Genomic DNA, 19,224 nt, shown 5'->3' on the forward strand with positions numbered 1-19,224 from the left:
GTCAGCCAGCCCCCAAAGTCACACGGCGGAGGACATTGACCAGGGCGGTATCCTCGAACGGTTTCACGATCCACCCGGTGGCCCCCGCTGCGCGCGCCCGGTCCTTCAGGCTTTGACCGCTTTCCGTGGTCAGAACAAGGATCGGCACACGCGGGTTCACATTGTTCTGGCGAATGGCAGTGATCACACCAAACCCATCCATGTTCGGCATGTTGATATCGGTGATAACCGCATCGAACCGGCGGGTCTGGAACAGGTCGACCCCGTCCTGCCCGTCAACGGCTGTCGTCACGTCGAACCCTGCATTTTCCAGCGTCTGGGTCACCAGCGCCCGGATCGTGGCTGAATCGTCGATGGCAAGCACGGAAGTGGTCACGGATCTGCCCCCTTATCCCAGAATGTCGTCATGGATGCCCAATGTCTGAAGCCCGTCCCGAAAGGCCTCGGACGGTTCCACCACGACAAAGGGTTTGCTCGCGTCCTCTGCCGCGCGGCGCGCGGCCAGGATCAACTGCACGGTCAGGGTGTCGGCCGGGCGCGGCAGATCGGCCTTGACGCAAATACCGTCGGCAACCTGTTCCAGAAGGGCGGTCTGCAACTGTTTCGGGTCGTCACGCCAGATCGGCAATGACAGATCGATAGGGTCCGTTTTCGGGGCCGTCACCATGATCTCCTTACAGCAGTGATGAACTGTTCAAAGGCAGGAATTACGCCCAATCCGCTAACAAGGTGTGAATGAGAAACAGGATTTCATTCGAATCTTCCCTATCCTTACTGCGCGCGGAACCGTGGGCCGGAAGGCAGATTTCGACGATGTCGAAGCAACCGGCCTTTTAAAGGCGGGTTTCTCTGACAACCGATTGAGCACACAGGAAAAACAACAATCGCCCCACGATTTCCCACAATGATATCAACAGGTTATCCACAAGAAATTTCGATCTAAGCCATTATTTTTCTTGCCGGAATCCCAACCCTTTGCCACAGTTTACCTATCGCGGACGGTCGCAAGATCACGAAGCGGTCGCGGCGCTCACAGCGCGGCATAGCGGGTCTGAGATGCCCTCGGGCGGACCTGAAACGCGGTGCAAGCGAAGGGTGGCGTGGATGCAGCGAACCCACGGTGTCGGCTGCTCAGTCGGGGAGATCTTCGGGTCGAACCGGATGTGCAAAAGGCCCAAGGGCGTTGCGACAGACCACGGGTCTTTTCGAAGATCGTGGTTTGACGTGGCGGACCGGGTGCGTTGCGGCTGCAAAGGCTGGCAACAGCCGATGTGGCTGGGCCGGAGACCCGCTTGCGGGGACCTTGGTTCAGGAAGACGTCAGGGCGCAGCCCATGTGGCTGTATTGCGAAGACCGCGTCTGAGCACCTGACGTCTTTTCTGATTCCGTACCCCCCAAACGAAAACGAGGCCCGAACGCTTTCACGCCCAAGCCCCGCCGTCAGTTTGCATTACCGCGTCTATGCACCTGTAAGACGGTTCCTACGGTGCCTGGCGGCCAAGATCAACTATATCTGGCACCCCAAAGGCCTCCAGATACCAAGTTTTCCCGAAATCGCCCGAAACTGCAGCAATTTCCCCACAGTGAACAGGCATTGCCCCGCGATCAGCCTTTGCCTTTCCACGGCACCAGCACCCGTTCGGCCCAGCGCATCAGCATGTCGATACCGAACCCGATCACACCGATCAGGATGATCCCCATGATCACGATATCGGTGTTCTGGAACTTCGAAGCGACCATGATCATCATGCCCGCGCCCTTCTCGGCCGCGACCAGTTCAGCCGCCACAACGGTGCCCCAACACACGCCCATGGCCACGCGCGCACCGGTAAAGATATCCGGCAGGGAATTGGGAATGATCACATGACGCATGATCTGCCATTTCGTGGCGCCCAGAGAATAGGCCGCATGCACCTTGGAGATCTTCACCCCCGATACGCCCGACCGCGCGGCAATCGCCATGATCCAAAGCGCCGCCAGGAACAGAAGGATGATCTTGCCCACCTCTCCAATCCCGGCCCAGATAATCACCAGCGGGATCAGCGCCAGCGGCGGCACGGGACGCATGAATTCCACGATCGGGTCGAACCAGCCGCGGAACCAGTTGCTCAGCCCCATGGCGTAACCCAGCGGGATGCCGACCAGCGCGCCAAAGAAAAAGCCCACGATCACCCGGAACAGCGAATATCCCAGATGCTCGGCCAGGGTCGATCCGCGGAAGCCCTCATCCGCGATTTCACCGATGCGCTGCACAACGGCTTCCGGAGCGGGCAACCAGATCGGCTCCATCTGCCAGCCCTTGGCCGGCTGGAAATTCGGCGTGCCCTTGTCCGACAGGGTCACGGTGCCATTGGCCACATCGACCGAACCGCCGGGTGCGATGGGTTCGCCGTTGATGGCGACCACCGTGGCACCCTCGTTGCGGCCCAGGTCGTCGTTGCGATCCACCCGCACAAGGCCGGACCGCCACATGCCAACTGCGGTGATGTCGTTCTTGGCAAAGCCGTCGCCAGGGTCGACCTCGGGAATCTCGGGATCTTCACCGATGGGATGGACGATCACGGTTACCGTGGCGGTGTCTGTCTGGCCATTCGCTTCGACGGTGTATTCGAAGGTGGTTGCGCCCTCGAATGGCCCCGGCGCGTGCAGGAAGGATGGCAACAGCGACGACCCGGTGAACATCCCCCACAACAGGAAAATCGTGGCAATGGAAATCACGCTGGCCTTGCGGTCAGAAACGACGGCGCTTTCATCCCCGAAGGTCACCGTCTTGAGCGAGGTATAATCCTGCGTCGCCGTGCGGCTCACCAGAAAGCGGATGATATAGAACGATCCGATGAAAATCGCGGCATAGATCAGAAAGGGGATCATTGCGCTGCCTCCGTCCGGCCCATGATCTCTTCTTCCATGTCCCAGATCATGCCTAGGATCTCCTCGCGCTTCTCACCGAATTCGGGATGTTTCTTGACCTCGCGCAGATCGGCGCCCACGCCCATCTCGGCAAAGGGCAGACGGTATTCGCGGTGAATGCGCCCCGGCCGCGGGGCCATGACGAGAAGCCGTTCGCCCAAGAGCAACGCCTCCTCCACCGAGTGGGTGATCAGGATGATGGTCTTGCCGGTCTCTTTCCACAGCTTCAGAACCAGCCCCTGCATCTTCTCGCGCGTCAGCGCATCCAGCGCGCCCAGAGGCTCATCCATCAGGATGACATCCGGGTCATTAGCCAGGCACCGCGCCAGCGCCACACGCTGCTGCATGCCGCCCGACAGCTCATAAACCGCCTTATCCTTGAAATCCTGCAGGCCGACGACATCCAGCAGATGGTCCACGATCTCGGCCTTGTCGTTCTTGGGCATGCCCTTCATCGACGGCCCAAAGCCCACATTCTCGCGCACGCTCATCCATTCGAACAACGCGCCCTGCTGGAAGACCATGCCGCGTTCCGCGTCCGGGCCCTTGACCGTATGGCCGTTCATCACGATCTGGCCTTCGGTCGGGGCCAGAAAGCCCGCGAGGATATTCAAAAGCGTGGTCTTGCCGCAGCCCGACGGGCCAAGCACGCTCATCAATTCCCCTTCTTTCAGGTGAAGCGTCACATCCTTCAGCGCTTGAACCGAACTGCCATTTGGCAGGTCGAACCGCATGGAGATATTCTCGATGGATAATCCGGTCATGATGTCCCCGTCATGAGCGCGCAAGGACGTTGCAACGTCCTTGCAAAAATCTTCCAAGATTTTTGCCCGCCCCAGGGCAGGCGTTGCGGCGCACCCGAAAGATGCGCCGCGCCGATCTTACATGCCCTGCGCAGCCGCCAGAGGCCCGGTGTTGACGGCATTCTCATAGCTGTCCAGCGCCGCGTCGATGGAGCCTGCATTCACAAAGACATCCGCAACGCCCTTCATGAATTCCTGCGCGCCACCGCCCAGCCATTTCGCGCTCAGCTGGTCGTCGACATTGGGGAACACGAAGGTCGCCATGGTCGCCGCCGTGTCGGCCTCGTCCATACCCGCATCCTTGGCGATCACCGGCAGCATTTCCGCGTGATTGGCCTCGTCGGCCCACATCGCGTTGGCATCGGCAGTCACTTTCAGGAACTTCGCCACCAGCTCGCTTTCTTCCGCCACGAACCCAGCCGGAGCTGAGGTCACGTCAAACACCAGAATGCCCAGCTCTTCCTTCTCGGCCCCGGTCAGCAGCACATTGCCGCTTTCCTTCATGCGCCGCAGCGCACCGCCCCAGCCACAGGCCATATCCACCGATCCCTGGCTCAGCGCAGCCGCGCCATCTGCGGGCGCCATGTCGACCACGTCAAGGCTATCCAGCGCGACGCCGAAGTGATCCATCTGCTTGAGGAAGCCATAATGCGCCGCCGTCCCCAACGGCACAGCCACCTTCTTGCCCGCCAGCTCATCCGCGCTGTCCTTGTCGATCTCCAGATCGGTGCGCACCACGCAATTGTCATTGTCGGAATAGCTCACCGCCACATCGACGATCTGCAGATCCTGGCCGGCGCTTGTGGCCACAACGAAAGGCGGCACGCCCTGGCTGACCGACATCTGTACATCGCCCGACGCCATGGCCGCACTCATCGCGGTCCCGGTGTCAAAGCTCACCCAGTTGATCTTCACACCCATCTCTTCTTCATAGGTGCCCATGACCTTGGCGTATTGGAACGGCATCGGCCATTCCAGGAAATACCCCACGGTGATCTCGCCGCCATGGCCGCCAGCCAGCGCAGCCTGCGCACCGGTCATCATCGCCAAACCGGCAGCAGCCCCCATGAGCTTTGTTTTGAATGTCATCATCATCTCTCCCATCTGCGCCACCTTCCAGGGTGGCTGTCATTAAGACGGTCCTTCGCCGCCTGAATTCTGTGCACATGCACCGCGACCCGTCCAAGCGGGCCACCCTGATCCCAAACCATATCCTCTCACCGATCAATGGTTTTTCTTTGAGGGCCTTCCGCGCCCGTCGCGGTCAAATCTCTGTCCTGCAAGGAAAATTCCGCCCCAAAACCAAGGATGTAAGGCGCGGGGGCACGATTGACCCAGCGGTAACCACCCGTGACTGGACTCAGATCACCCAGCAGACTGGCCCTAACCCAATTGCACAAATCCTTCGCATGTACGAATAAAGTGGGATCAAAGCCGCAATCCGGCTTGCCCCGCCGCGCACATCCATAAGGGAGAAGGACGTCATGGACGGCACGTTCAATGAAAACGACATCAGCCACGTGGTCGAAGCCGACCGCAGCCACATCTGGCACCACCTGACCCAGCACAAACCCTATGAAACCTCCGATCCCCGCATCATCGTCGAAGGCAAGGGCATGAAAGTGTGGGACCAGAAGGGCAAGGAACATCTCGACGGCGTCTCGGGCGCGGTCTGGACGGTGAATGTGGGCTATGGCCGTGAAAGCATCGCCAACGCCGTGCGCGACCAGCTGATCAAGCTGAACTATTTTGCCGGTGCCGCCGGGTCTGTCCCCGGTGCGATTTTTGCCGAACGCCTGATCGACAAGATGCCGGGCATGAGCCGCGTCTATTACTGCAACTCCGGCTCCGAGGCGAACGAGAAAGCCTTTAAGATGGTCCGCCAGATTGCGCATGCAAAATACGGCGGCAAGAAGCACAAGATCCTCTACCGCGACCGCGACTATCACGGCACCACCATCGGCTGCCTCAGCGCGGGCGGTCAGGACGAACGCAACGCCCAATACGGCCCCTTCGCACCGGGCTTTGTGCGCGTACCCCACTGCCTGGAATACCGCAAACACGAACAGGACGGCGCGCCGGATCAGAACTACGGCGAATGGGCCGCAGATCAGATCGAGGCGGTCATCCTGCGCGAAGGCCCCGACACCGTGGGCGCACTCTGCCTCGAACCCGTGACCGCAGGTGGCGGCGTCATCACCCCGCCAGAGGGCTATTGGGAACTTGTGCAGGAGATCTGCAAGAAATACGACATCCTGCTGCATATCGACGAGGTTGTCTGCGGTGTGGGCCGCACCGGTACATGGTTCGGCTATCAGAACTACGGCGTGAAACCCGACATGGTGACCATGGCCAAGGGCGTTGCCTCCGGCTATGCCGCCATCGCCTGCCTTGTCACCACCGAAGAGGTGTTCGAGAAATTCAAGGACGCCCCCGAAGACAAGCTGAACTATTTCCGCGACATCTCCACCTTCGGCGGCTGCACCGCGGGCCCTGCGGCGGCCATCGAAAACATGCGCATCATCGAAGATGAAGGCCTGCTGCAAAACACCCTCGACATGGGCGAACGCCTGATGGGCAATCTCCATGCCCTGATGGAGAAACACGCCGTGATCGGCGATGTGCGCGGCAAGGGCCTCTTCTGCGGGGCCGAACTGGTGGCGGATCGCGGCACCAGGGATCCGGTGGACGAAAAGCTGGCCCAAGCGGTCGTGGCGGATTGCATGGCGCAAGGGGTGATTATCGGCGTGACCAACCGCTCGGTGCCCGGCAAGAACAACACGCTCTGCTTCTCGCCCGCGCTGATCGCGACACCCGACGATATCGACCACCTGACCGATGCCGTCGACCAGGCCCTGGGCCGCGTGTTCGGATAAAAACCCAAACGCGCCCCGGACCTGATCCGGGGCCTCTCCCTCTCACAGACCTGGGACGCGACCCTCACATTTCGCGCCCCAGGCCTGCTTCGGGGCGTTCAGCGAAAAGGATGCCTGACACGCATCCCCTATGGCCCGCAGCCGATTGCCCCAGCCAGGCCAAACTCTCAACCATCCCTTTCCATTCGGCAAATCCACCGCGCGGCGCGTTAACGCCCGCGCCGGTCATACAAACCGGTGCGCGGGTTGTGCACCAGCTTTGCACGCACATCATACCGCCAAATCCCTTAGAAAAGGGGCGTTAACCTTGTTCTTGAGAGTGTTAACGGTCGCCGCCCGAGGGGCGCGGCGCCTGCCCGCCACCATTTCCGCCAAAGATGTCACGCAGCATCCGGTCCAGGATCCCCTCCACCGTCTGCGGCTGCCCGCCCCGGTCCTGCGGCGCCCCGCGCGGCACCAGCACCGGCAGCGGCCGTACCGGCAGGCCGTCATGTACCCGCAGCATCGTCTCCCGCCAGATCTCCGCCGGCAGCCCGCCGCCCGTTACGCCGGACAGGGGTGTATTGTCGTCATAGCCCATCCAGACACCCGCGACGTAATCGGCGGTGAAGCCAATGAACCAGGCATCGCGCGCCGCCTGTGTCGTGCCTGTCTTGCCCGCCGCCTGCCTGTCGGGCAGCGCGGCCCGGCGCCCCGATCCTTCACTGACCACCTTCTCCATCATCCAGATCAGCTGGCGCGCGGCATCTTCCTGCAACACCCGTTCGCCGATCCCGCCATCCGTGCCCATCAGCGGCGCATCATCGCCCAACAGGCGCAGTTCAAGCATGCCGTAGGGCTCCACCGCCGATCCGCCGTTCAGGATGCCGGCATAGGCGCCCGTCATCTCGATCAGCGTGCTTTCCGACGCCCCAAGCGCCAGCGCCGGACCCAGGGCCAGATCGCTCTCGATCCCAAAGCCCTCGGCCACCGTCCGCACCGCCTCGCGCCCCACGGATTCCGAGATCTTCACAGCCGGTATATTCAGAGAATCCTTCAGCGCCTGCGTCAGCGTCACTCGCCCGAAGAACTGATTGGTATAGTTGCGCGGGCACCATTCGCCCGATCCGGGGATGTTCATGCAGAACGGCGCATCCTCGACCGTATCCAGCGGTGAATAGCCAAGATCCAGCGCTGCGCCATAGACGAAGGGCTTGAACGAAGACCCCGTCTGCCGCAGCGCCTGCGTGGCGCGGTTGAAGGCACCGGCCACCTGCGTCTTGCGTCCGCCCACCATGGCGCGCACGGCGCCGTCGGCGCTCATTACGACGATTGCGGCCTGCGCTTTCGATCCCTCGCGCACCTTGTTTTCAAAGATCTCCAGCATCGCATCCTCGGCCGCCTTCTGCAGCCGCTGATCCAACGTGGTGCGAATGATCACATCCTCGGTCGTGTTGCGCGTGAAATACTCCGGCCCCGACGACATCACCCAATCGGCGAAATAGCCCCCCGCACGCGCCGCTGCCGCCTCGCTCAACTCGGCCGGGTTGGCGGTCGCATAGGCCCTCTCGCTGTCACTCAGATAGCCCTGCTCGTTCATCAGCCGCAGGATCGTTGCCGCCCGATTTTGCGACCGCTGAAGATCATTCGTGGGCGCGAACCGCGTCGGCGCCACCAGAAGCCCCGCCAGCATCGCCGCCTCCGACGGGTTCACCTCGGCCGCCGACTTCCCGAAATAGCGCTGGCTTGCCGCCTCAAACCCCCGCGCGCCCGCGCCCAGGAACGCGCGGTTCATGTAAATCGTCAGGATTTCGTCCTTGGAGTATTTCAGCTCCATCGCCAGCGCATAGATCGCTTCTTTCGCCTTGCGCGACAGCGATCCCCGCCGGCAATCGGCTTCATACTGCGCCTCGGTCAGACCAGAATTCGGATCATACGGTTCTCCCAGACACAACAGCTTTGCGGTCTGCTGCGTGATGGTCGATCCGCCATGGCCCGACAGCGGCCCGCGCCCTTCGCTCAGGTTGATGCGCACGGCGCTTGCGATGCCACGCGGGCTGACACCGAAATGGCGGTAAAAGCGGCGGTCTTCCGTCGCGATGATGGCGTTCTTCAGATGGGGCGAGACCGTGTCCGCCGTGACCACGCCGCCAAACTGCTCCCCCCGCCAGGCAAAAACCGCGCCGTCCCGGTCCAGCATGGTCACAGATCCGCGCGCGCGCCCATCCAAAAGCGCGGTGACATCGGGCAGCGACAGATATTGCACGCCCACGAAGATGCCAAGGATGGCAGCGGCCAGCGCACTGACGCGCCAGGTCACCCACCAGACCAACCGCGCGATCCAGCCCAGAACCGCGCCGATCCAGCCACGCAGTCCGGGCTTGCGCGCAGTCCTTTTACGCCTGGTGGTTTTTTTGGGCTTTGACTTGGTGGTCTTCCGCTTAGCCGCCGCCTTTGACGATCCGGAAGGATACCGCCGTTCTGCAACCAAAGGCGGTTTCCGCCGTCGTGAATCACTCATACTGCGCCCTGCCCGGCCTTTGTTTTAAGCTACCATAACCGCTTCTGTGCCGTTTGTTGAGACCGGTTCAAACCAAATTCACGCCTTCTCGATGTGCACAATTTTTAATCATAATCCGAAATTTGTGCAAAAATTATGCAACTTCGCGGAATCCGGGGACCATCTGACCCTGCGCCGCCGTTCCCTTACATCTCTATTCGCGCTCTTTCTCCCCCCACCAACGCGGGGAGACCCGCCAATCGAAGGGGATGCGTGTGAAACTCATCATTGCAACAATCAAACCGTTCAAGCTGGAAGAGGTGCGTGAAGCCCTCACCGAAGCCGGCGTACGCGGCATGATGGTGACTGAAATCAAAGGCTTTGGGTCTCAGTCCGGCCATACCGAAATCTATCGCGGCGCTGAATACGCTGTGAACTTCGTCCCGAAAATCAAACTGGAAATCGTCGTGGCGGCGTCGATGGTCGACCAGATCGTCGAAACCATCACCAAGACGGCACAGACCGGCAAGATCGGTGACGGCAAGATTTTCGTTCTCGACGTGCAGCAGGCGATCCGCGTGCGCACCGGCGAAACCAACGAAGACGCGCTGTAATCACAGCTGCAACCTAGGGATACGCAATATGAAAAACTTTAAGGTACTTGCCACCGCAGCAGCGCTGACCGCGCTGCCGACGCTGGCACTCGCGCAGGACGCCGCGCCCGGCTTTGACGAGATCGGCCCCTATATCATGACGACCCTGCTGTTCTGTATGGCAGGCTTCCTGGTCTTCTTCATGGCTGCTGGTTTTGCCATGCTCGAAGGCGGTCTGGTGCGTTCGAAAAACGTCACCATGCAGATGACCAAGAACATCGGTCTCTATTCGATTGCGGCCATCATGTATTGGCTGATGGGCTTCAACCTGATGTATCCGGGCGACTTCAACGGCTATGTCGGCTCGTTCTTCGTGCCCACCGTGCTGGACCCGGTTGGCGTCTCGGCTGAGGACGCGGCACTTGATTACGCCTCCGTCGGCTCGGACTTCTTCTTCCAGCTGGTGTTTGTTGCTGCCACCGCCTCGATCGTGTCGGGTGCGCTGGCTGAGCGTATCAAGCTTTGGCCCTTCCTGATCTTCGTCGTCGTTCTGACCGGCGTGATGTACCCGATCTCGGGCTCCTGGCAGTGGGGCGGCGGCTGGCTGTCTGAGATGGGCTTCTCCGACTTCGCCGGTTCGACTGTTGTGCACTCGGTCGGTGGCTGGGCTGCTCTGGCTGGTGCGATTGTGCTGGGTCCGCGTCTGGGCAAGTACAAGGACGGCAAAGTGAACCCGATGCCCGGTTCGAACCTGGCGCTGGCCACATTGGGGACATTCATCCTGTGGCTGGGTTGGTTCGGCTTCAACGGCGGCTCGCAGCTGGCAATGGGCACCGTGGGTGACGTGTCGGACGTTAGCCGGATCTTTGCAAACACCAACATGGCAGCTGCTGCCGGTGCGGTGACCGCTCTGATCCTGACCCAGGTTCTCTACAAAAAGCCTGACTTGACCATGGTTCTGAACGGCGCACTGGCGGGCCTCGTGTCCATCACGGCCGAACCTCTGGCACCCACGCTCTTCGGTGCTCTGTGGATCGGTGCCATCGGTGGTGTGATCGTGGTTCTGACCGTGCCGATGCTGGACAAGCTGAAAATCGACGACGTTGTCGGCGCCATCCCGGTCCACCTGTTCGCAGGCATCTGGGGCACCATCGCGGTTGTGTTCTACAACTCCGACGCCTCGCTGGGTACGCAAATCACAGGTATTGTGGCCTATGGTGTGTTCACCTTCGTCGCCAGCCTTGTGGTGTGGTTCATCCTCAAAGCGGTCATGGGCATCCGTGTCAGCGAAGAGGACGAGATCAACGGTCTGGACATGTCCGAACTGGGCATGGAGGCATACCCGGAATTCTCCAAAGGCTGATATCTCCTTCCGTCAGTCTTAGATCAACTGCCCGGGCGTTCGCGCCCGGGTTTTTTGTTGTGTGGGGTATTTTTGGCCGGAAAGAAGCAGGACGGTGCGCCCGGTCATCGACGCATAAGAAAACCCCCCGCCGGAGGGTCCGTCGGGGGCGTTTCAAGCAGGCAACAATGGCTCAGACGCCGACGTCGACAATCGCCTTGGCAAGGATCGGAATCGTTTTCTGGTTCAGCCCGGCAATGTTCATCCGGCTGTCCCCGATCATGTAGATGCCATGTTCGACGCGCAGCTTTTCAACCAGCTCAGGCGAAGCGCCGAGGCGCGAGAACATGCCACGGTGCTGCGCCAGGAAGGCAAAGCGGTCCGAGCCGGTGAGGCGCTGAAGCTCATCGGCTAGGCTCTGACGCAGGCCCAGCATTGACAGGCGCACATCTTCAAGCTCTTTCGCCCAATCCGCACGCAGATCGTCATCGTTCAGGATCATGGTGACAAGACGCGCGCCGTGATCCGGCGGGAAGGAATAGTTCTGCCGGTTCAGGAAGGCCAGCGTGTCCTGGTTCAGACCGCGCGCACCGGCATCCTGTGACACCGCCATCAAAAGGCCGGTCCGTTCGCGGTAGATGCCGAAATTCTTCGAACAGCTGGCCGCGATCAGGCATTCCGACACGCTTGAGACCACCAGCCGCGTCGCTTCGGCATCCGCTTCAAGCCCGTCACCAAAGCCCTGATAAGCGATGTCGATCATCGGCAGCGCGCCACGGTCGTTCAGAACGTCAATGACGGCTTTCCATTCCACCAGGTTCAGGTTGGCCCCGGTCGGGTTGTGGCAGCAGCCATGCAGCAGAACAACATCGCCCTCACGCACCTGCTTGAGATCCTCCAGCATGCCATCAAAATCCACCGCACGGGTGTCATCGTCGAAATAGCGATACATTACCGTCTCGATCCCCAGGTAGTTCAGAATCGAGATATGATTGGGCCAGGTCGGATTGCTAACGAAAACGCGCGCATCCGGGTTAGCCATCTGGATCATCTCGAACGCCTGACGCACCGCGCCCGTGCCGCCCGGGGTTGCCGCCGCCGCAACCGTATCACGCAGCACCGCATCGCCCAGGATCAGCTTGATCATCGCATCGGAAAAGGCAGGATCGCCCACCAGCCCGACATAGGCTTTGGTCTCCTGTTCCTCCCACAGGCGGTGTTCGGCGGCCTTAATCGCGCGCATCACCGGTGTGACCCCTTCGGCGTTCTTGTAGACACCCACACCCAAGTCGATTTTCTGGTCGCGCGGGTCCTCGCGATACATCTGCATCAGGGCCAGGATTTTGTCGGCAGGCTGCGCCTTGAGACGATCGAACATCAGTTTTCTCCGGTGGCAACGGGCACAGTGGGGAACGCCCCCCATTCGGCCCAGGATCCGTCATAAACGGACCAGTCATCTTTACCCAAACGCTCCATGGCGAGGGCGAGGATACAGGCCGTAACGCCCGATCCGCAGGTGGTGATGGCGGGTTTGGCAAGGTCGATACCTGCCGCATCAAAAGCCGCGCGCAAACCGGCGGCGTCTTTCATCGTGCCATCGTCATTCATCAGTGCCTGATAGGGCAGATTTTTGGAACCGGGGATGTGGCCTGCGCGCAGACCCTCACGCGGTTCAGGCTCAGAGCCTGCAAAACGGCCTGGCGAACGGGCATCGACGATCTCAACATCACCCAGTTTCGAGGCAGATGAGACCTGCGTCACATCCCGCACCAGCTGGTTTTGCACGCGCACGGTCATGTGCCGGTCGCGGACCATGGGCGGCAGATCCTCGATCTCGCGCCCCTCGGCCTGCCATCTGGGGAAACCGCCATCCAGCACGGCGACATTCTCTTGCCCCATCAACCGGAACAGCCACCAGACCCGCGCGGCTGACACGACGCCCGCCCCGTCATAGATCACCACCTGATGGCCGTCGCCCACGCCCATGGCGCGCATGCGGCTCATGAATTTCTCGGCCGGTGGCGCCATATGCGGCAGGTCCGAGCGTAGGTCGGAAATCTCGTCAATATCGAAAAACCGCGCGCCGGGGATATGGGCGGCGTCATATTCGGCTTTCGGGTCACGGCCCGCAGCGGGCAGATACCACGACCCGTCAAGGATACGCAGGTCAGGATCTTTGAGGTGAGCCGCCAGCCATTCGGTGGACACCAGCGTTTTGGGATCGTCAGCAGACATGGAGGACATTCCTTTGGGCAACGCTCGTGTGCTTAACGCTTCATGGGCTATACTGGCAAGGCCGTGTACAGCATTTTCCGACGCGGAAAATGGATGGGAAACTGACGCAGTTTCCCCGCGCTCCATTCCAAGCGATGTGCATTTTTGCGTCAAAAATGCCCCGGAAACTGCGTCAGTTTCCGTCAGCGGTTATCCTTCAGCAACCGCTGCTTCTGGCGCGACCAATCCCGCTTGGCCTGGGTTTCGCGCTTGTCGACATTCTTCTTGCCCTTGGCAACGCCCAGCTTGATCTTGGCCATGCCGCGATGGTTGAAATACATCACCATCGGCACCAGCGTCATGCCCTTGCGTTGGGTCGCATTCCACAGATCGGCCATTTCCTTGCGGCTGACCAGAAGCTTCCGGCGCCGACGTTCTTCATGCTTGAAAGACTTGGCCTGCGCATAGGGCGGGATATAGCTGTTGACCAGCCACAGTTCCCCATCTTCGACCGCGGCATAGCTTTCGGCGATATTGCCGCCGCCTTCGCGCAGAGATTTCACCTCGGACCCTTCAAGGACGATACCGCATTCGATATCCCGCTCGATCGCGTAATCGAACCGCGCGCGCCGGTTCTCGGCGATGACCTTGTAATTCGGATCTGATTTCTTCTGTGCCATGGCGCGCAGATGTAGGGGCTGCGCCGCCGCTCTACAAGCCTTACCGCCCCAGCCAGCGGCGCAAGCGCCCGCCCTTTTCGCTGACTGCATCGCCAGCTGCGTCGAACCGATCCTCGATATCTTCCAGTACCGGGAAGATCCGCGCGCGGCGGAACCGCCGCCAGCGCACCCAGAGCGCATAAACAATCGCGGCAAAGATCGTCAGGAAGATGATGTTGAACACGTTGATCGGACGGTAATCGGGCCCTTCCACCGGCTTGATGGAAATCGCGTTGGGGAAGGAGGAAAAGAACTCGTTCCGCCAGCCATAATGGCGAATGCTGACCCATTCGGGGTTGTTTTTGGTCGAAACGCGATCCGCCGCCTCGGTATAAAGGTTCGCGGTGTCGAACTTGAAATAGGGCGGCCAGCGCCAGCCCGTGTCTTCGTTGCGATAGACAATCGCGCGGCCATTGGGGCGCACCGCCTGAATGAACTGCACATCGCGGTTCGAGATGTTCAGAGACTGATCATCCGGCGTCGCCCAGAAGATGCGTGTCCAGTCGTTCAGCTCCTGCCGCTCTTCATAGGTGTTGACGATGCGCACAACGTCATGCTGCGGCAGCGTGTAATGCAGGAAAGACGCGATCGTTCCCCAGAACAGCAGGATGAACGCCCATTTCACATACCGCATCGATGGGTCCTCACATAAAATTCGTCACATAGATCAGGATCGCGATAGCCGTCAGCGGAATGACATACACCCCCCAGATCAGCTTGCGCCGGACAGAGCCATCATATTCCTCAAGCCCCTCGCGAATAAAGGTCTCCTTATCGCCGGGCATGCCGTCGTGGTGATACTGATCTTCCAGCTTCTGACGCCGGACCGAGCGGGAATAGAAAGACAGGCTGACGTAAACGATGGTCAGAACGACGAACAGAATAAACAAAAGTCTGGCGGCACCCAGCATGAAGGCTCCCTCGGATTTGGCCACGCTTGGGTTATCACCTGATGCGTCAAGCACCTGAAATCAACCGACAAGCGCCATTTTGGTGGGCTTATTGTGTTTTGCGCTGCTGGCGCAGGACGAAAACGGCCGCCAAGACCAGCACAGGCAGAGCAAAGGCGCGGTAGGCGACCTGCAGGTTGAACGCCAGATAGGCGACTGTGCTGCCTTCGAACAACAACAGAGACTCCGACAACGGCAGCCCTTCAAAGCCACGCGCTGCCAGAAGGGCAAAGAACCCCAGATACAGCAGGGTGGCCGCGCCCAGAAACCCGAACACGCCCCAGCGCAGCGGCAGAAAAAGCCCGGCCAGAACAGCAAGACCCGTAATCACGGCAACCAACATCCGATGCCCTTTCGATGAACGTAGTTTGCCAGAACATGCGCACCCGACGCCGCACGGCAAGAGGCGATCTCTGCGTCGTGAAAAACATGACAGACCAAAAAAAAACGCCCCGGCCTTGAGCCGGGGCCTCTCTTTTCCGCATGAGGTCCCGGATCAAGTCCGGGACGCGATGGTCCTTACCCCACCACGTTGAACTCCGGCCCATAGGGATAGCCGGTGATATTCTCGTTTCCATCCTCGGTGATGACCAGAATATCGTGTTCACGATACCCGCCAGCACCGGGCTGGCCATCGGCAATGGTCAGCATCGGCTCCATCGAAATCACCATGCCGGGCTGCAGCACCGTGTCGATATCCTCGCGCAGCTCCAGCCCCGCCTCGCGGCCATAGTAGTGCGAGAGCACCCCAAAGGAATGACCATAGCCGAAGGTGCGGTATTGTAGCAGGTCGCGATCTTCGAAAAACGCGTTGATCTGGTGCGTGACCTCGGCGCAGGAGACACCGGGTTTCAACAGGCTCATCCCGTATTCATGGGCGGCCACATTCGCTTCCCAGATTTTCAGCGAGGCGTCGTCGACCTCACCCGCGAACATCGTGCGTTCCAGCGCGGTGTAATAGCCCGAGATCATCGGGAACGTGTTCAGGCTCAGAATGTCGCCCCGTTCCAGCACGCGGCCCGTGACCGGGTTATGCGCCCCGTCGGTGTTCAGCCCCGATTGGAACCACACCCAGGTGTCGCGGTATTCGGCATCAGGGAAACGCTTGGCAATCTCCGCCTCCATCGCGTCGCGGCCCGCCATGGCGACGTCGATCTCGCGCACGCCTTCCTTCACCGCGTCGCGGATCGCATAGCCGCCCACGTCGGCGACCTGCGCGCCCTGCCGGATCAACGCGATCTCGGCGGGTGATTTGTGCATCCGCTGGCGCATCGTGGCAGGCGCGATGTCGATCATCGCGGCGGGTTTCAGGAAATCCTCCAACTTGTCGCGCTGCAGGATCGTCAGGTGATCACCCTCATACCCAACAACCTTGCCTTCCCCCGACACCGACAGAACCGCGCGCCAGAAATTGTCGCGCTGCCAGTCGGTATAGGTGATGTTGTCGCCGTGGCACCGCCGCCAGGGCTGGCCCGCATCGATGCCCGCGCTGATCGTGACGCTTTCGGTCTCGGTCACGACTAGCCCGTAAGGCCGACCGAAGCTGCAATACAGAAAGCCCGAGTAATAGGCGATGTTGTGCATCGAGGTGAAGACGGCCACGGCGCAGCCCGCCTCCTCCATCCTCTGGCGAAGGCCTTTCAGGCGGGCTTCATATTCAATCTCGGCGAAGGGCAGCTTGGCCTTTTCGCCGTTGTGGAACCGATACATTTCAGGACGAGCGGTCATGTCAGACCCTCCTTTTCAGAAAGGTCCCGGCGTACAGGACATGGTAGAAACTGCGCCAATACGGGCGGGAATCATGTGCCCGTCTCGGGCGACGCCATCGCCCCGGCTGGATGCAGATTGCCTAAAGCGCCGCCCCGGTCAAGAGCCGTGTCAGTTCGCTGTCGGGATCGCCCAGCGCGTCGATTACATCGAAATGATGCTTGCCCGGCTCAACATGGCAGGGCACGTCCCAGGCGTCGGCCAACCACCGCGCCTGATCCAGGAAAGCCGGGCGTTCATCGCCTCCCACCCAGATCGTCACCGGCACATCCGGCGCAGGCTGATGGATCGGGCTTTCGGCCTGCGCCTCGGCCAGATCCATCCGGAAATCCTCGTTCATGGAGGTTTTCAGAAACGGCTCCAGATCCGTGAGCGGAGAGATCGGGACAACACGCTCGACACGCTCGGCCACACGGGCGGGCAACATCCCCGGCGCCAGCATCCGCGCCACCAGATGCCCGCCCGCTGAATGCCCCGTCAGGACCAGCGATCCTTCAGTCTGCGCCGCAACTTCGCTCACCGCCGCCGCAATCTGATTGGTGATCCCGGAAATCCGGTTTTTCGGACACAGCGTGTAAGACGGCATCGCCACCGCCCAGCCCCTGTTTACCGCCCCTGCGGCCAGATGAGACCAAGTCGACCGGTCAAACGCCCGCCAATATCCGCCATGTACGAACACGACCGTCCCGCGCGCATCGCCTTCTGGCAGGAACAGGTCAAAAACCTCCCGCTCCGCGCCGCCATATCGCAACCCGATCCGCGCCCGCGCGCCTAAAGCATCCCGAAACGCCTGCGCCTCTGCTGCCCAGCGCGGCGGATAGCTTTCGGCCCCCGCGATATACGCCCCATTGGCATAGGCATCATCCAGCTCCATGCATTCTCTCCCCTCAACTGGCCCAAAAGCGTGTTGTGCAAAATGGCCTTCCCCTCAAGCTCGAACGCGTTGTGCTTCGCAAACGCTGCCTCGACCTTGAGGGCAAGAGCATATTCTGGCTGAGCACAACACGCTCTGGACAAAACCTGCCCCAACTGCTTTCCCTCTGCGAGTGCTTTTTGCGGAGGGGACCCATGCTGGACGCAACGACAGATCTCAAATCACTTCTGAAAGACCCAAGCCTTCTGGAAACCCGCGCCTATATCGGCGGCCAGTGGGTCGACGGTGACAACGGCACCTTCGCCGTCACCAACCCCGCCCGCGGCGATGTTGTGGCCGAGGTGGCCGACCTGTCCCGCGCGCAAGTCGCAGGCGCCATCGCACAGGCCGAAGCCGCACAAAAGGAATGGGCAGCATGGACAGGCAAGGAACGCGCCGCCGTTCTGCGCAAATGGTTCGACCTGATGATGGAAAATGCCGACGATCTGGGCACGATCCTGACCGCCGAACAGGGCAAACCCCATGCCGAAGCCAAGGGTGAGATTGCCTATGGCGCCTCCTTCATCGAGTTCTTCGCCGAGGAAGCCAAACGCGTTTATGGCGAAACCATCCCCGGCCACCAGCGCGACAAGCGCATCATGGTGATGAAACAACCCATCGGCGTCGCAGCCTCCATCACGCCGTGGAATTTCCCCAACGCGATGATCACCCGCAAGGCTGGCCCGGCACTGGCCGCAGGCTGTTCCTTCGTCGCTCGCCCCGCCAAGGAAACCCCGCTCTCGGCCATCGTTCTGGGCGTGTTGGCGGAACGTGCAGGCATCCCCGCAGGAGTGCTGAACATCGTGCCATCCTCCAGTTCCTCCGAAATCGGCAAGGAATTCTGCGAAAACCCCGCCGTGCGCAAACTCACCTTCACAGGCTCCACCGAAGTGGGTCGCATCCTGCTGAAACAGGCCGCCGATCAAGTGATGAAATGCTCTATGGAGTTGGGGGGCAACGCGCCCTTCATCGTCTTTGACGACGCCGATCTGGATGCCGCTGTCGAAGGCGCGATGATGTGCAAATTCCGCAACAACGGCCAGACCTGCGTTTGCGCCAACCGCATCTATGTGCAGGCCGGTGTCTATGACGCCTTCGCCGCGAAACTGAAGGAAGCGGTGGAAAACCTGAACGTCGGCGACGGGTTGGAAGAGGGCGTCACAACCGGCCCCCTGATCAACCACGAAGCGGTCGAAAAAGTGCTGGAGCATCTGGGCGACGTCACTGCCAAGGGCGGCACGCTTCTGACCGGGGGCGAAGCCCACCCACTGGGCGGCAACTTCTTCAAACCCACCGTCGTCACCGGCGTTACCCAAGACATGAAAGTCGCCAAGGAAGAAACCTTTGGCCCCCTCGCGCCGCTTTTCAAATTCGACGATGTGGACGAGGTCATCGCCATGGCCAACGACACGATCTTCGGCCTGGCCGCCTATTTCTATGCCAAGGATCTGAGCCGCGTCTACAAAGTGGCCGAGGCGCTGGAATACGGCATCGTCGGCGTGAACACCGGCATCATCTCGACCGAGGTTGCGCCCTTCGGTGGCGTCAAACAATCCGGCCTGGGCCGCGAAGGATCGCATCACGGCATGGAAGACTATCTCGAAATGAAATATGTCTGCCTGTCGATTTGACAGGATGGATCGCGCCGCCTAGCGTGA

General features: G+C 60.7%; 18 protein-coding genes. 4 read left to right on the forward strand and 14 right to left on the reverse strand.

The genetic code is table 11. The annotated features are described in order from the left end of the window. Position 1: 1 nt before the first annotated feature. The 5 genes from TR61_RS02205 to TR61_RS02225 all read right to left on the reverse strand — a co-directional run bounded on the left by TR61_RS02205 (position 2) and on the right by TR61_RS02225 (position 4,805). Positions 2 to 376 (reverse strand): response regulator, encoded by a 375-nt coding sequence (locus TR61_RS02205; RefSeq protein WP_050927913.1) that lies wholly within the window; start codon positions 374 to 376, stop codon positions 2 to 4. Between the two features lie 12 nt (positions 377 to 388). Further along, on the reverse strand, positions 389 to 664 hold the full coding sequence (locus TR61_RS02210; RefSeq protein ID WP_157440800.1) for an STAS domain-containing protein: 276 nt from the start codon (positions 662 to 664) through the stop codon (positions 389 to 391). 941 nt (positions 665 to 1,605) lie between these two features. Next, on the reverse strand, positions 1,606 to 2,871 hold the full coding sequence (locus tag TR61_RS02215; RefSeq protein ID WP_050927915.1) for an ABC transporter permease: 1,266 nt from the start codon (positions 2,869 to 2,871) through the stop codon (positions 1,606 to 1,608). Then, the gene (locus TR61_RS02220) at positions 2,868 to 3,674 is read right to left on the reverse strand and encodes a taurine ABC transporter ATP-binding protein (protein WP_050927989.1); all 807 of its coding nucleotides are present in this window, start codon (positions 3,672 to 3,674) and stop codon (positions 2,868 to 2,870) included. Before TR61_RS02220 ends, TR61_RS02215 begins: the two co-directional genes overlap by 4 nt. A 117-nt stretch (positions 3,675 to 3,791) precedes the next feature. Further along, positions 3,792 to 4,805 carry a taurine ABC transporter substrate-binding protein gene (locus TR61_RS02225; RefSeq protein ID WP_050927990.1) on the reverse strand — a complete coding sequence of 338 codons (1,014 nt, stop codon included), beginning with the start codon at positions 4,803 to 4,805 and terminating at the stop codon, positions 3,792 to 3,794. Positions 4,806 to 5,197: 392 nt separating this feature from the next. Between TR61_RS02225 and TR61_RS02230 the strand changes: the two genes are divergently transcribed. After that, on the forward strand, positions 5,198 to 6,589 hold the full coding sequence (locus TR61_RS02230; protein WP_050927916.1) for an aminotransferase family protein: 1,392 nt from the start codon (positions 5,198 to 5,200) through the stop codon (positions 6,587 to 6,589). A 322-nt stretch (positions 6,590 to 6,911) separates the two neighbouring features. Here TR61_RS02230 and TR61_RS02235 read toward each other — a convergent pair whose 3' ends face one another. After that, a complete protein-coding gene (locus tag TR61_RS02235; RefSeq protein WP_050927917.1) occupies positions 6,912 to 9,089 on the reverse strand; it encodes a transglycosylase domain-containing protein in 2,178 nt (725 codons plus the stop codon). Positions 9,090 to 9,343: 254 nt separating this feature from the next. On the opposite strand from TR61_RS02235, the gene TR61_RS02240 reads away from it, so the two are divergent. Then, positions 9,344 to 9,682 carry a P-II family nitrogen regulator gene (locus TR61_RS02240; protein WP_050927991.1) on the forward strand — a complete coding sequence of 113 codons (339 nt, stop codon included), beginning with the start codon at positions 9,344 to 9,346 and terminating at the stop codon, positions 9,680 to 9,682. Between the two features lie 28 nt (positions 9,683 to 9,710). Next, on the forward strand, positions 9,711 to 11,024 hold the full coding sequence (locus TR61_RS02245; protein WP_050927918.1) for an ammonium transporter: 1,314 nt from the start codon (positions 9,711 to 9,713) through the stop codon (positions 11,022 to 11,024). 172 nt (positions 11,025 to 11,196) lie between these two features. On the opposite strand, the gene TR61_RS02250 is transcribed toward TR61_RS02245, so the two are convergent. The 8 genes from TR61_RS02250 to TR61_RS02285 all read right to left on the reverse strand — a co-directional run bounded on the left by TR61_RS02250 (position 11,197) and on the right by TR61_RS02285 (position 17,527). Continuing rightward, positions 11,197 to 12,381, reverse strand: coding sequence for an amino acid aminotransferase (locus tag TR61_RS02250; protein WP_050927919.1), 1,185 nt, complete (start codon positions 12,379 to 12,381; stop codon positions 11,197 to 11,199). Further along, positions 12,381 to 13,238: a 3-mercaptopyruvate sulfurtransferase gene (gene sseA / locus TR61_RS02255; protein ID WP_050927920.1), complete on the reverse strand. Its 858-nt coding sequence runs from the start codon at positions 13,236 to 13,238 to the stop codon at positions 12,381 to 12,383. Before sseA ends, TR61_RS02250 begins: the two co-directional genes overlap by 1 nt. A gap of 182 nt (positions 13,239 to 13,420) precedes the next feature. Further along, complete coding sequence (gene smpB, locus TR61_RS02260; RefSeq protein ID WP_050927921.1) at positions 13,421 to 13,897, reverse strand: SsrA-binding protein SmpB; 477 nt, start codon at positions 13,895 to 13,897, stop codon at positions 13,421 to 13,423. Between the two features lie 40 nt (positions 13,898 to 13,937). After that, positions 13,938 to 14,570, reverse strand: a complete 633-nt coding sequence (locus TR61_RS02265; RefSeq protein ID WP_050927922.1) for a DUF1523 family protein — start codon at positions 14,568 to 14,570, stop codon at positions 13,938 to 13,940. A gap of 10 nt (positions 14,571 to 14,580) precedes the next feature. Continuing rightward, positions 14,581 to 14,871: a PDDEXK family nuclease gene (locus TR61_RS02270; RefSeq protein ID WP_342669392.1), complete on the reverse strand. Its 291-nt coding sequence runs from the start codon at positions 14,869 to 14,871 to the stop codon at positions 14,581 to 14,583. A gap of 64 nt (positions 14,872 to 14,935) precedes the next feature. Beyond that, a complete protein-coding gene (locus tag TR61_RS02275; RefSeq protein WP_050927924.1) occupies positions 14,936 to 15,229 on the reverse strand; it encodes a hypothetical protein in 294 nt (97 codons plus the stop codon). 176 nt (positions 15,230 to 15,405) lie between these two features. Next, positions 15,406 to 16,614 (reverse strand): aminopeptidase P family protein, encoded by a 1,209-nt coding sequence (locus tag TR61_RS02280; protein ID WP_050927925.1) that lies wholly within the window; start codon positions 16,612 to 16,614, stop codon positions 15,406 to 15,408. A gap of 121 nt (positions 16,615 to 16,735) precedes the next feature. Next, positions 16,736 to 17,527, reverse strand: a complete 792-nt coding sequence (locus tag TR61_RS02285) for an alpha/beta hydrolase (protein ID WP_050927926.1) — start codon at positions 17,525 to 17,527, stop codon at positions 16,736 to 16,738. 194 nt (positions 17,528 to 17,721) lie between these two features. Here TR61_RS02285 and TR61_RS02290 point away from each other — a divergent pair, with 194 nt between their 5' ends. Then, complete coding sequence (locus TR61_RS02290; protein ID WP_050927927.1) at positions 17,722 to 19,197, forward strand: NAD-dependent succinate-semialdehyde dehydrogenase; 1,476 nt, start codon at positions 17,722 to 17,724, stop codon at positions 19,195 to 19,197. Positions 19,198 to 19,224: the final 27 nt, after the last annotated feature.

Source organism: Aestuariivita boseongensis (genome assembly GCF_001262635.1).
Lineage (GTDB): Bacteria > Pseudomonadota > Alphaproteobacteria > Rhodobacterales > Rhodobacteraceae > Aestuariivita > Aestuariivita boseongensis.